Source organism: Nitrobacter vulgaris (genome assembly GCF_031453995.1).
Taxonomy (GTDB): domain Bacteria; phylum Pseudomonadota; class Alphaproteobacteria; order Rhizobiales; family Xanthobacteraceae; genus Nitrobacter; species Nitrobacter vulgaris.
On the sequence record NZ_JAVDPZ010000002.1, the window covers coordinates 88,055 to 100,690 of the forward strand.

The window sequence follows — 12,636 nt, forward strand, 5'->3', positions numbered from 1 at the left end:
TAGCAGGTCTATTGTCGTCGAGGTCTGAGTTCATCAGGCGGCACAGCCTGCTTCTTCAAAGTACCACCACTTGAAACTAGCGGATGCCAGAGCCGGTCGACCCTCCGCGGGTCTGGCCCAAGGTTCTCAGCCCAAGCTGAAGCATGAAAGCATGGTTAAGCTGGGGCGGCGTTGCTCCCGCGGAATAAATGTATGACGTCACGTAGTTGAGGCCGAGAACAAAACAATCGTCCACGTATCCCGCGCCGACTGCATACTGGTTGATTTGATTAGCTTCCAGGTCCCACCGTGCCGCACCCTGCACGACCCAGTTGGATGCAACCTTTATGGAACCGGTGCCCAAAAGACCTCGGCGCCTTGTGAGAAAGCCGAGGGCGGGCTGCTCCGCATAATCGCCGTACAACACGCTCCCGGACCACCGGCTGAAACTGGCGCGGCCTTCGGCTTCGAAGCGCTGCACATTCAAGGTCGCCTCATCAATCCGCGCGCGGGTGCTGAACGTGAAGATGCTGTTGGGCGAATAGTTCACGCTTGTGACGTAGTCGGATTGCGGGCGCTGCAAGCCGGAATTGACGCCGGTATTGGTGATATCCGCGACAGCAAACGAGTTCAGGCCGAACAGCTGATAGGACTGTCCGAACAGAAAGTTGATCGCGCCGCCCTGATCGAATTGAGTCGTCGCCTGTGCGCCGACGTTGGCGCGACCGCCACCCTCGACACGGTCATAACCGGAGAATTTGTCCACGCTGAAGAGATTGCTGGCGTCGAAGACCAGGCTTTGCGCATCCTCATTCGGCAGCTTGCCCGCATAGCTTTCATTCGGACGGATGATGACCTGCGCAATCGGTTCGATCGTTGTGGTGCCCCAGGGCTGAACGTTGATGAAGGGATAGCGATATTCGAGACCCACAACGGGCATGAGGCGGAGTGCCTGCGTGGTACCGGGCTGGATGAAATTGGACACGCCCGGCTGGTTCGAGATGTCAGCATTGATGGCGTCGGCGCGAAGCGAAGCGAACGGCGTCCAGATCTGACCAAAGGAATCGGTGAACGACTTCCGCCACTGTGCCTGTGCGGTCAAGCGTATATAGGTTCCCGGAATGCCTCGAAGCAAACAATTGGCCGGTGTTCTCGCCGCTGGGTCAGCCGACGTTGGCGCGCACACGAACGAGGTATTCGCCAGCGTCGAGATCGGATCGAACTGCGCCTGATCACGCGCGAGATTGACGAAGTTGAACTTGTAGCTGAATTCGCCGCCAATGACCGAATGGTTGATGACATTCGAATAGTCGATGACAGGCGCAACCACCGGAACCAGGCTCTGATTGCCCGAGAAGCTCAGGTAGTGAATCGCGCGGGCATCGAAGTAGCTACGGGTACCGACGCCGGTCAGATAGAGTTGCGAAATCGCTTCGGTCGGCAGAGTCAGGAACGATTGCATCAAGTCCCTGTACTGCTTCAACCGGTAGTCGGAGAAGAAGAAGTAGTCGCTTAACAGAACGCCGTCCCAACCCCAGACCCATTTATCGTTCAAGGCAAACTGGCCTTTGGTATCCACACCGCCGCGGAAGTCCCGGTTGCCGGGCCCCGAACCGAAGGCGTCCGGATCAAGCTGATTGATACCATAAGCACGGATTTGATAGGCGCCGTCCACGAAACGCTGCCTGAACTCGCCTTGCATCAACACGCCTTGTCGCGTGGTGAATCGGGGAGAAAGGGTCAGGTCGTAGTCCGGCGCGAGCGCGAAATAGTAGGGAACCTCGACCCCGACCCCGTAGGGAGAATAGGACGTAAAGGTGGGCACCAGGAAGCCGCTTTTGCGCTTCACAGTCGGATCTGGTGTTGAGAAGAAAGGCATATAGGCCATAGGCACGCCGTAAAATTCCAATCGGGCGTCCTCGAAGTACAACATCTTCTCGGTCTGATCGTGAATGATGCGGGCACCCTTGACCTGCCAAAGCGGGGGCTTTTTCGGATTCTCCCTGCAGGGCACGCAGGCTGTATAGACGCCGTTTTCGAATACCGTGTAGTTGCCCTTGGTCCGATCGGCCCGGGTTGCGGCCATGCGCGTCGCATCGGCCGTGTCAACTCTCAGCGAATCGACGAAGCCGTCCCGGTAGTCGTCGCTCAAATCCAGGATATTGGCGTAGGTGATCTTGCCTCCCGCATCAGTCATGCGGATGTTGCCTTCGGCATGGAGCCGCTTGGTTTTCTGGTCGTAGATGACCTTGTCCGCCTCGACGCTCGTGCCGTTGTAGAACATCTGCACATTGCCGACGGCCGACACGCGAGAATTGTTGTAGTCGTAGTCGAGCTCGGTGGCTTGAACGAGCATCTGCCCGTCATTCTGAGGTGGCGGCGGCGTAGGCTTGGGCGGGCGAGGATTGTAAGTGAAGCTTTGTGCCACAGCCGGAGTAGTTGCGACGACGTCAATCACAGCGGCGGCAATCAGTCCGAGAACGGCCGCCGTCAGCGAGGCCGGAATCACGGACGCACCAGACCGACGGCGGCGCAGTGAGACGCGCCGCTCGCGAACAGGCGAGCGCTTACGGAGGGTGGCGATTGCAGCCACTATCCGTCCTCCTGATGCAGCAAGACCAAAAAGCCGGTGAGGCTGCCGACGCAGACCGGCAGCCACGCCGCAGCGATTGGATTCATCAGCTCGGCCTTGCTCAAATCCTCAGTTACCTTAGACAGGACATAGAGCAGAAAGCCTGAACCCACGCCACTTAAAACCATCTTTTGCACCCCGCCGAAGCGGAAGAAGCGGAGGCTCACCGAGGCCGCCAGCATCACCATTGCAGCCAGCAAAAACGGCTGTGCGATGAGTTTGTGGTATTGTAGCCGGTATCCTGCGGTTGCAAATCCTGAGCTCTCGGAGGATCTGATATAACTCGGTAGTTGCCAAAATGACACAGTTTCGGGGGTGGAGAAGCTGTTTTGGACCTGTGCCGGCGTCAGACTGGTCGGAAGGACAAAGGTTTCCTGCTCGACCGGCGGATTGTCCAGCGTAAACCGGCGAACGCCTTTGAACAGCCAGCGCCCGTCTTCCAGGGCTGCTTCGCGCGCCTCGATACGTTCCTCGAACTTGGAATGGGGATCGAACGTGAACACGGTGAGCCCCGTCAAGCGCACGCCTTGCTGCTCACTGCGCGCCGCATTGATGATAGCCTGACCGTCGTCGGTGACTTGGTTGATCCAGAAACCGGATGCGTCCTGGAGACCTCCTCCGGAGACACCGCCAAACAGTTCGGCCTCCATCCGCTTGGACAATTCGCGCAGGTTGGCAGACAAAGGATTGTAGACCGTGGTGGCGAGGGCGCCGAGCACGATCGCGCACACGAGTGCCGGCGAGATGAATTGCCACGCCGAAACGCCGGCGGCGCGGGCCACCACCAGTTCAAGCTGCCGCGACAGTGCGAGATAGCACGTCATGGCGCCGATCAGGACACAGAACGGGGTCAGTTTCTCAAGGAGCTGGGGCACCCTGAAAAGCGATGTTTCCGCAACCACGAGTGCCGATGCCGACGCAAGCCCCGACGTCCTCCGGACCATTTCAATGTAATCGACAAGAACGAGTAGCAGAAAAATGCTGACGAAAACGCCGAGCGCAGCCACCATGAAGCGGCCAGCAAAATAACGACCCAACGTGTTCGTCAACATGCTCATGCGAGGGCCGGTCTCTTCCCCAGCAGGCGGAGGAGCCGCTCGTTCGATCTGTTGATCGCCTCCGTTAACGCGGCGGATGGTTCGAGCACGATTCCAGCAACGATCACCCGCAAGCAGATACCAATTGCCCCGAAAAGAAGCAGGTATTGCAGGAGCGCGGCCATCGGCGATTTCACAGTCATGACCGAAAGCGCGAAGCCTGCCATACGAAGGCCGAACACCGCCGCAATTGCCGCTCCCATGGAGAAATTGCGACTCTGGCGCGTGGTGCGCGGTGTTCCGAGGAATGCGAAGGTCAGCGCTGCAAAGGCAAACGGATAGATCGGGGCGGTGAATCGATCGTGAAGCTCGGCGCGGAATTGGCCACGCATCTGCTGAACCAGAGGGTCCTTCTGATCGGGAGCAATCAACTCCCACAGGTAACGTTCACGAATGCCATAAATAACGTCATGCCCTCGATTGGAGAATTTCGACATGTCGAACGCATAGCGGTCAAACGCGACCATGGCCGGTTCGCGCTTGCCCGTCTCGAATCTCTCCAGGTGCCCATCTTCCAGAATAAGAAACGATCCCTGGTCGTTCTTCATCACCGTTCCGTGGTCGGCGATGATACTGAGGCGCTCTTCAGGATTACGGCGATCATCAATGAAAATTCCGGCGAGTTGGCCACCAGGCTGTCGTTCCCGAATACGAATTGTCAGATTCGGATCCAGTTGCGCAAATCGGCCGGGTTGCAGAACGTTCGCCAGAACGTCGGCGGTGATCTCGGCATCCCATCGCTTCAACCGACGCATCCCATCAGGCGCAAGGTAGGCCGCGATGAACGCCACCAGCAAGGCCACAATCACCGTTGCATAGATGAACGGCCGGAAGAGCCGGAACGGCGATAAGCCGGCGGCGTTCATCACGATGATTTCCGAGTCCGTAGCAAGCTTGTGGAGAGTGTGCGAGATCGCGATCATCAGCGCAATCGGGGAGATGATCAGCACCAGCACGGGGATAGCAAGGCTGGTGATCCCCAGAAACGTCAGGATGGTCTGTCCCTGGCTTGTCATCAGGTCGATTCCACGCAACGCCTGCGTAATCCAGATCACCCCTGTCAGGCTGACCAGGACCACCACAAACGACGCCAGCGTCGTCCGGAAAATATACTTGTCGATCGACCCCATCGGTCTGAACGATCCCCAATCTTTCAGGCAAACACATCCGGCAACGCCAGACCGCGACCGAGACGTCCCCAGCGTCCCGCCATGTTTTACCTGACTCGTCTCTCAGTACCATCCCTTTGATCTGTCAACAAAATGGCCGAGGCTTAATGTCCGTCGATTATAGTTAAAATCCGGAATATGTGACACTGCAGCCACGGCGGCGGGGGTTAATTGCGCTCAAAGCGAATTTGTAGCAACGGCGCCGAAAGCTGACACGGTGTTGAACCCTTGGCAGCGTTGCCGTTGACAGGTCATAGTCGCTAAGTCACACGCTGGCCCGATTTCGAGGCCGCACCACCCTGATCCTGGAGGATTCCGATGCCCGACGCCGTCAAGGTGGGCTTTGTTCCTGTTTCGACCGCTTCGCGCGGGACCCTCGTAGTATTTTGCGATGATGCGCTGAAGTTCGGCCAAGCCGCGAGCAAGGCTCTCGGGTCGTCAACCGCACTTGTCAAACGGGCGGCTGCAGCCAATCAGTTCAAAGGCAAAAGCGCGACGACACTCGATATTCTCGCGCCGGAGGGGCTCAAGGCTAATCGCCTGATCGTCGTGGGTGCCGGCAAAACCTCGGCTCTCAAAAGCAGCGATTTCTTGAAATTCGGCGGTGTTCTTGCGGGAAAGATTCGTAGCGATAACGGCGGCGTCACGATCATTGCGGAGCTGCCATCCGCAATGATGGGTCCGGATCAGTCGGCGGCGCTGGCTTCCGGTATCCGGTTACGCGCTTACAAATTCGATCGTTACAAGACGCGGAAAAAGGACGGCGACGATGCGGTATTGCGCGCCGATATATCGATAGCGGTCGCCGACGTCGCCGCAGCAAAGAAGGCGTTCGCGCCTGTCAATCACGTTGTCGACGGTGTCATTATCGCGCGCGACCTCGTGAACGAACCGCCGAATGTACTTTATCCGGAGGAATTCGCGCGGCGCGCGAGCCGGTTGCGCGCGATCGGAGTCGGTATCAACGTTCTTGACGTCAAGGCGATGACCAAACTTGGCATGGGGGCGCTGCTGGGTGTGGGGCAGGGGTCGGCACGGCCCAGCCGGACGGTCGTCATGCGCTGGAATGGCGGCAAGAAGGGCGAACCGCCCGTCGCTTTCATCGGCAAGGGCGTTTGCTTCGACACCGGCGGAATCTCGATCAAATCCGCCAGCGGCATGGAAGACATGAAGGGCGACATGGGCGGGGCGGCCTGTGTGGTGGGGTTGATGCATGCGCTCGCCTCGCGCAAGGCGAAGGTGAACGCCGTCGGCGTCATCGGCCTTGTCGAGAACATGCCAGACGGCAACGCGCAGCGGCCCGGCGATATCGTAACGTCAATGTCAGGGCAGACCATCGAGATCATCAACACCGACGCCGAGGGCAGGCTGGTCCTTGCAGACGTGCTCTGGTACGTCACCCGCAAGTTCAAGCCGAAGGTGATGGTTGATCTCGCAACGCTCACCGGCGCGATCATGGTGGCGCTCGGCACCGCCCACGCCGGCCTGTTCTCCAACAATGACGAACTGTCGGAGCGACTGACCAAGGCAGGCTTGGAGACCGGTGAGCGGGTCTGGCGGATGCCGCTTGCGCCTGAATACGACAAGCTGATCGACTCGCAGTTTGCTGACATGAAAAACACCGGCGGCCGCTATGGCGGCTCGATCACGGCTGCTCAATTTTTGCAACGGTTCATCGACGATACGCCGTGGGCGCATCTCGACATCGCGGGAACGGCGATGGGCGCTCCCAAATCCGACATCAATCAGAGTTGGGGATCCGGGTTCGGCGTGCGGTTGCTGGATCGCCTCGTCGCGGAGCATTACGAAACGCAGCGATGACGGAAGTTTTGTTCTACCATTTGCAGAACATGTCGCTTGAAAAAGTTCTGCCACCGCTGCTCGAGAAAACCTTCGAACGCGGATGGCGCGCCGTCGTCCATACAACATCTGAGGAGCGCGCCGATGCGCTCGATGCGCATCTATGGTCCTATCGTGACGATTCTTTCCTGCCGCATGCGACGTGGCGGATCGAGGACGCCAGCGAACAGCCGATTATCCTGACAGTCGACGGCCGAAATCCCAACCGGGCCACCGTCAGATTTCTAATCGACAGCGCCCCACTTCCGGACAGTCCTGATACCTACGAACGGCTGGTGCTGATCTTCGATGGCGACGATAGTGGCGCGCTAGATGCCGCGAGGGCCGTCTGGACAGAGTGCAAGTCACGAGGGTTTGAGGCGACCTACTGGCAGCCTGACGAAACTGGACGCTGGCAGCGTCGCAAGTAGCCAGATAGAGCGGTTGTAATTTGATGATACTTGAAGCTTTCTGCTCAGACACTAAGGTCCAGTCATGGTCACGCCGCAAATAGGTGGTGGGACAGGTTTTTTACGATCCGTCGGGATAAAATTCGTCGTGAGACAGCCCAGATTTCGCCGAAGGGCCTTGATGTCGCTCCTTCTGATAGCGCCGCTTGTATCGGGCTGCGGCAGCGCATCGGATATATTGTCGTCAGATCTGCTGTCGAAGGATGCGGACTGGTTTTCGCGATCCGGCAGGGTGTTCGTCAAGAACGTTTCGATTGAAACACCGCCGCTCACGCCGGACAAGCCGGTCGCGCCGGACGACCTCATCAGTGCGGACGGTCTTTGTACGGGGATGGCGCCGCCGATCGGCGCAGGGGGACCCGGTGCACCCTCCGACAACGCTACCGCTGCTCCGCCAACTGCAACGGGTACGGTGGCGTTAGGTCATACCGAATGCGACGTGACGCGCGGCATCGGAGTCGCGCCGGATAATGTCAGTCTCTCCAACAATCCGGGGGGAGATCGTGTTGCAGTCTTGACGTTCCTGAGAGGACCACGCGCCGGAACTTATACATTTTCGGCGGGACGTCTGTCCTCGATCGAGCGGGCGCCTGAACTAGCCGCACCTCAGAAGCCGGAGCGGCGAGCGAAAAAACGGTAGAAGCGTGAGCTGGAGCTCCGCTTCCAATAGAATTGAAATCCTTGCTTTATGATTTTGATTTAACGCGTTTTCTTCACACAAACTAGCATCCGCGGCGCTCGAAAACACTAAAGTTTTTCAGCAACGGTTTCCGTCAGCTTGGGGCGTTATCGTAGGACGAGCTGGCCTCCAGCCATTCCTCCTCGGCGCGCTGCAGGGCGTCGACCGCGCTGGCCCGTGCCTTTGTGAGTTGCGCCGCCTGTTTGGGCTCGCGCTTGAACAGATCCGGCAACGCAAGGGCGACGTCGATTTTTTCGATGATGCCGGTGATTCGCTCGATCTCGGCCTCGGCGGCCGTAATCTTCTGTTTGAGCGGCGCGCGCCGTTCGATCCTCTCGCGCCGCGGCTTGTCACGGCCGTCGTCGCGCTCGCCAGACGACCCGCGGTCGCGACCGTTTGTGCGGAGGCCGCGTGCCGACAAAACCGCGCGGCGGTAATCGTCGAGGTCCCCGTCGTAAGGAGTAACGGCGCGGTCTGCCACAACCCACAGCCGGTCGGCGCAGGCCTCAATTAGATAGCGGTCATGCGAGACCATAATGACAGCACCGGGATATTCGTTGATTGCTTCGGCAAGCGCGGCCCGACTGTCGATATCGAGATGGTTGGTCGGTTCGTCAAGAATGATCATGTTGGGGGCGAAGAACGTCGCAAGCCCGAGTAAAAGGCGCGCTTTTTCGCCACCCGAAAGGCTTCGAACAAGGGTGTCGCCCGCCTTGCCTGAAAAGCCGATGCCTCCCACGCGAGCGCGAATTTTTGTTTCGGGGGCATCTGACATCAGTCGCCGCACATGATCGTAGGGCGAGCCGTCGAGGTCCAGTTCGTCGGTCTGATGCTGGGCGAAATAGCCGATCGATAGCTTGTCGGCGCGCACCACTTTGCCGGCGAACGGTTGCAGCTTGCCGGCGAGCAGTTTGACGAGGGTGGACTTGCCGTTGCCGTTGGCGCCGAGCAGGGCGATGCGATCGTCCTCGTCGATCCGCAAGGTTACGCGCTTGAGGACTGGCGATTCCCGATCGTAACCTACGACTGCCTCGTCAACGGCAATGATCGGCGGCGACAACAGCTTGTCCGGCACGGGAAACGAAATCTCGCGCACGTCTTGTGTCACCAGCGCCGTCACGGGCTTCATGCGCTCGAGCATCTTCACGCGCGACTGCGCCTGGCGTGCCTTCGAGGCCTTGGCCTTGAAGCGATCGACGAAATCTTGAAGCCGCTTGCGTTCGTCGGCCTGCCGCCTGGCGTGCTTGGCGTCGAGCATCTCGCGGGCAGCGCGCTGGTCCTCGAACGAGGAGTAGGTGCCCTTGTGGAGAGTGAGCTTGCCGCGATCGAGGTGCAGGATCTGATCGACGGATGTGTCGAGCAGGTCGCGGTCGTGGCTGATGATGATGACCGTACGCGGGTAGTGCGCGAGGTGATCTTCCAGCCAGAGCGTTCCTTCGAGATCGAGGTAATTGGTCGGCTCATCCAACAGCAACAAATCGGGTGCAGCAAAGAGGGTTGCCGCGAGCGCGACGCGCATACGCCAGCCGCCTGAGAATTCCGAACAGGGGCGGGCCTGGTCCGCCGTTGAAAATCCGAGACCGCTCAGGATCGACGCCGCGCGTGCGGGTGCGGAATGGGCGTCGATATCGACGAGACGCGTCTGGATGTCGGCGATGCGGTGTGGATCGCGAGCAATTTCGGCTTCATGCAGCAGCGCGTGGCGTTCGATGTCGGCCTTCAGCACCACCTCGATCAGGCTTTCAGGGCCGTCGGGAGCTTCTTGTGCGAGGCTACCGACGCGCCAGCGCGGCGGAACGGCAATGGTCCCCGTTTCGGTCGGTAGCTCACCGCGTATGGCATGGAACAGCGTCGATTTTCCGACACCGTTACGCCCGACAAAGCCGACACGAGCGCCGGGCACGATCTGAACAGAGCTATGGTCGATCAGCAGCCGTCCGGCGATGCGGATCGAAATATCGGTGATGGACAGCATGGATGTTTTTCACCGCTGCGCCGGCCAAACGCAACTCGTTTGTGGGCGTTCGGGAGCAAATACGGCGAAGGCTTCAACCGAAACGAGACCAGCGTAAGGAGGTCAGCCGTGGCCGTCCTGCGCACTCAGCTGCTGCAACAGCACCTGAAGCCGGAAAGGTAGTTCCGGCTCTTCCGGCCGCAGGTCGGTTCGCAGCCGCTCACCGATCGCTTTCGCGACCTCTTTGCTGGTCTGCGGATCAATCCGATCGGCGCTTTCGGCGATTCGGTCGGGCATTGTGGTTCGGTGTCCCTGCGGTGCGCTATAGGATTAAGCCCCGAAGCGGTAAATTGTTTCGGGGATATGGCCTATCGCGTGCAGTATCTGCAAGCCCGAGGATAACAGCCGATGTGGAAATCAAACGTTTAGACGGGCCAGGGTCTTCGGAAATCGGAGGCCGGGGCCCGGCCCCGCGTACACCAAAACCGGGGCCGAGCAAGTCGTCATTCTCGGCTAGCCATTGTTCAAGCGCGTGCCCGCTCGCAGAAATTTCTGAGGATCGACGGCTTCCCCGTCGATCCTTGTTTCGTAGTGCAGGTGCGGACCTGTCGAACGGCCCGTCGATCCGACCTCACCGATGACCTGTCCGGCCTTGACGGTTTGGCCGATCTTCACATCGATTTCCGAAAGGTGACCGTAGCGGGTCGACAAGCCATTGCCATGATCCACCTCGACCATCCGGCCATAGCCACCCGTCCAGTTCGCGGAGATGACCTTTCCGTTCGCCGTCGTCCGCACGGGGTTTCCCGCCGTAGCGCGAAAATCGAGCCCGGTGTGCATTGCCGGTCGCCCAACGAACGGATCGACGCGAACGCCGAAACCGGACGTGAATTCAAGCTCTCCCACGACCGGCTTGCGATAGGGAACAAGGGCGAGCGCGCGATCCAGCCGGTCGATCTGCGCACGCGTCAGGTTGACGCGGTAAAGCTGACGCTCGAACGGATCAGAATCGGATCGCAGCTTGACAGGCACATAGGGCCCACCCGTGCCGGGATACAGCGTGGCGGTCGCCATCTTCGCCACGCTCAGTCCGAGATCGGAGAAAACTCCACGCATCCGGTGCAGGCGGGAATCCATACCATCCGCGATCGAACTCAATTCGGCGATCTGACGGCTCTCGACCCGATCGAGCGACGATTTCAACTGCAAGAGCCTGTTGTCCTCGCCGGTGACGTTCATGAGCGGGACCGGTTTTGCACGGGCATTGGCCGGCTGGCGAAAGTCAAGGGGCGCGCCTCGATCGGGTAGCGCCTCGAAAGTAGTAGTATCGTTGATCGGGGAGGGCTTTTCAGACCGCGATGAGCCTGCGTCAGCGTCGTTTCCCGCCTTCCGGGCCGACCCTTTGATTGACCCCGTTACTGAAACCTCAGATATGGCACTCAGGGCACTTGCGCGAGATTCAAGCACCGTCTGACGGCGCATGATCTCGTCGAGCTTTCTCTCGAACTGTTCCTGATCGATCAATTGACGGCTGGTGGTACGATCGACCCGCGAGCGCAATTCGGCAATGCGATCTTCGTAGGCATATTGCATGTCCGCCTGCCGCGCGATGAGCCGCGTCAGCACATCATCGCGGAAGGCGAAATAGGTCGCAGTCGCAGCCGACCAGATCCCGAGCAGCGTGACGGTTCCGACCGCAATCCAGAACACGACCGGGCCAAACCGAACCTGTCTGCCGCCATGAGCAAAAGTGTAACCGCTCCGCTTTTCCCTCATTCCCGGCAAGCTAGCCGCTGCCGCGTAGCGCGAAGGATGTCGATCATGATCGTGGGTGCGATGCGGCGGGTACTCGGCGCACTGACTGGAACGGTACGGCATCGATACTCCTGTGCCGACCTGAAACAGGGCTTCGGACGGCTCAACTTCGATGCTGATTTGAACCATTCATGGTTAATTTTCGGAAAATGGCGGTGCTGCTTTTACAGTCGGCGCGCTGCCGCGAGTACCTCGTCAGCGTGACCTTCGACCTTGACGCGGCGCCAGATACGAGCGATCCGTCCGGCTTCGTCCACCAGCACGGTTGTACGAAGAACGCCGGTGAAGGTTTTGCCATACATGGATTTTTCGCCCCAGGCGTTATATGCTTCCAACATGTCGTGCTTTTCGTCCGAAACAAGAGGAGTGGACAGCTTATGCTTGTTTCGAAACGATTCCTGAGCCTTTACGGAGTCGGATGACACGCCCATCACAGTCGTTCCACTGGCCGCGAACTCTTTTGCCAGCCGTGTGAAATCCATGGCCTCCCTGGTGCAGCCCGGAGTGCCTGCGCGCGGATAGAAGAAAATCACGAGCTTCGTCCCGGCGAAATCGGCAAGCGAAACGTGGGTGCCGTCTTCCCTCGGGAGTTTGAATGGTGGCGCCAGGGAGCCTTCCGCAAACTCACCTGCTTGTGAGAAGGGCGAAGTCAGGCGTGATTTGAGCTTCCCGCTCGCTGTCATATCGACGTTGCGAGCTGGTTTTATGCGGTTGACCGTCGCAGCCCGGGCAGTCCCAGAACTGTCCGACTTGGAGGATTTCTTGCGTATCTTCTTGGACATACGCCTTCCTTTCGTCGCTTTCCAACGCTCAGTATCCGTTCAACTGCGGCAGGCGCCGAGGGCGAATCGGTCAGACCGCCGCCGCTGTGCATGACTGCCGACCGCGGGTTCGGTTACAAGGAATTCGACGAGTTGTCCGCCCCACATTCTGTTCAAGTGGGCACCAGGAGCCGGATGACGCGTAACACGCCAAATCGGGGATTAGCCGAAGGGCCATCAC

General features: G+C 59.3%; 10 protein-coding genes. 3 read left to right on the forward strand and 7 right to left on the reverse strand.

The genetic code is table 11. The features are described from left to right. Positions 1 to 76: 76 nt before the first annotated feature. Genes GGQ85_RS01465 through lptF form a run of 3 tightly spaced genes read right to left on the reverse strand, consistent with a single transcriptional unit; the run spans position 77 to position 4,838 of the window. Positions 77 to 2,572, reverse strand: a complete 2,496-nt coding sequence (locus GGQ85_RS01465; protein ID WP_309773000.1) for an LPS-assembly protein LptD — start codon at positions 2,570 to 2,572, stop codon at positions 77 to 79. Next, a complete protein-coding gene (gene lptG / locus GGQ85_RS01470) occupies positions 2,572 to 3,669 on the reverse strand; it encodes an LPS export ABC transporter permease LptG (RefSeq protein ID WP_309773002.1) in 1,098 nt (365 codons plus the stop codon). The genes GGQ85_RS01465 and lptG overlap by 1 nt, the downstream gene beginning before the upstream one ends. Continuing rightward, positions 3,666 to 4,838, reverse strand: coding sequence for an LPS export ABC transporter permease LptF (lptF, locus tag GGQ85_RS01475; RefSeq protein WP_309773004.1), 1,173 nt, complete (start codon positions 4,836 to 4,838; stop codon positions 3,666 to 3,668). Before lptF ends, lptG begins: the two co-directional genes overlap by 4 nt. Before the next feature lie 357 nt (positions 4,839 to 5,195). Here lptF and GGQ85_RS01480 point away from each other — a divergent pair, with 357 nt between their 5' ends. The 3 genes from GGQ85_RS01480 (at position 5,196) to GGQ85_RS01490 (ending at position 7,826) form a co-directional block, all read left to right on the forward strand. After that, positions 5,196 to 6,698, forward strand: coding sequence for a leucyl aminopeptidase (locus GGQ85_RS01480; RefSeq protein WP_309773006.1), 1,503 nt, complete (start codon positions 5,196 to 5,198; stop codon positions 6,696 to 6,698). Further along, positions 6,695 to 7,147 carry a DNA polymerase III subunit chi gene (locus GGQ85_RS01485; RefSeq protein WP_079446813.1) on the forward strand — a complete coding sequence of 151 codons (453 nt, stop codon included), beginning with the start codon at positions 6,695 to 6,697 and terminating at the stop codon, positions 7,145 to 7,147. Before GGQ85_RS01480 ends, GGQ85_RS01485 begins: the two co-directional genes overlap by 4 nt. 160 nt (positions 7,148 to 7,307) lie before the next feature. Beyond that, a complete protein-coding gene (locus tag GGQ85_RS01490; RefSeq protein WP_309773009.1) occupies positions 7,308 to 7,826 on the forward strand; it encodes a hypothetical protein in 519 nt (172 codons plus the stop codon). A gap of 133 nt (positions 7,827 to 7,959) precedes the next feature. Here GGQ85_RS01490 and GGQ85_RS01495 read toward each other — a convergent pair whose 3' ends face one another. The 4 genes from GGQ85_RS01495 to GGQ85_RS01510 form a co-directional block, all read right to left on the reverse strand. Then, positions 7,960 to 9,840, reverse strand: a complete 1,881-nt coding sequence (locus tag GGQ85_RS01495) for an ABC-F family ATP-binding cassette domain-containing protein (RefSeq protein WP_309773011.1) — start codon at positions 9,838 to 9,840, stop codon at positions 7,960 to 7,962. Between the two features lie 102 nt (positions 9,841 to 9,942). Beyond that, on the reverse strand, positions 9,943 to 10,116 hold the full coding sequence (locus GGQ85_RS01500; RefSeq protein ID WP_158081522.1) for a hypothetical protein: 174 nt from the start codon (positions 10,114 to 10,116) through the stop codon (positions 9,943 to 9,945). Between the two features lie 216 nt (positions 10,117 to 10,332). Next, the gene (locus GGQ85_RS01505; protein ID WP_309773015.1) at positions 10,333 to 11,697 is read right to left on the reverse strand and encodes a M23 family metallopeptidase; all 1,365 of its coding nucleotides are present in this window, start codon (positions 11,695 to 11,697) and stop codon (positions 10,333 to 10,335) included. A 101-nt stretch (positions 11,698 to 11,798) separates the two neighbouring features. Continuing rightward, positions 11,799 to 12,416, reverse strand: a complete 618-nt coding sequence (locus tag GGQ85_RS01510) for a peroxiredoxin (RefSeq protein ID WP_309773017.1) — start codon at positions 12,414 to 12,416, stop codon at positions 11,799 to 11,801. Between the last annotated feature and the right edge of the window lie 220 nt (positions 12,417 to 12,636).

Excerpts from the sequence above, each read along its gene's own strand:
- lptG (WP_309773002.1), bottom strand. The coding sequence starts at position 3,669 with ATGAGCATGTTGACGAACACGTTGGGTCGTTATTTTGCTGGCCGCTTC.
- lptF (WP_309773004.1), bottom strand. The coding sequence starts at position 4,838 with ATGGGGTCGATCGACAAGTATATTTTCCGGACGACGCTGGCGTCGTTT.
- GGQ85_RS01480 (WP_309773006.1), top strand. The coding sequence starts at position 5,196 with ATGCCCGACGCCGTCAAGGTGGGCTTTGTTCCTGTTTCGACCGCTTCG.
- GGQ85_RS01485 (WP_079446813.1), top strand. The coding sequence starts at position 6,695 with ATGACGGAAGTTTTGTTCTACCATTTGCAGAACATGTCGCTTGAAAAA.
- GGQ85_RS01490 (WP_309773009.1), top strand. The coding sequence starts at position 7,308 with ATGTCGCTCCTTCTGATAGCGCCGCTTGTATCGGGCTGCGGCAGCGCA.
- GGQ85_RS01495 (WP_309773011.1), bottom strand. The coding sequence starts at position 9,840 with ATGCTGTCCATCACCGATATTTCGATCCGCATCGCCGGACGGCTGCTG.
- GGQ85_RS01500 (WP_158081522.1), bottom strand. The coding sequence starts at position 10,116 with ATGCCCGACCGAATCGCCGAAAGCGCCGATCGGATTGATCCGCAGACC.
- GGQ85_RS01505 (WP_309773015.1), bottom strand. The coding sequence starts at position 11,697 with ATGCCGTACCGTTCCAGTCAGTGCGCCGAGTACCCGCCGCATCGCACC.
- GGQ85_RS01510 (WP_309773017.1), bottom strand. The coding sequence starts at position 12,416 with ATGTCCAAGAAGATACGCAAGAAATCCTCCAAGTCGGACAGTTCTGGG.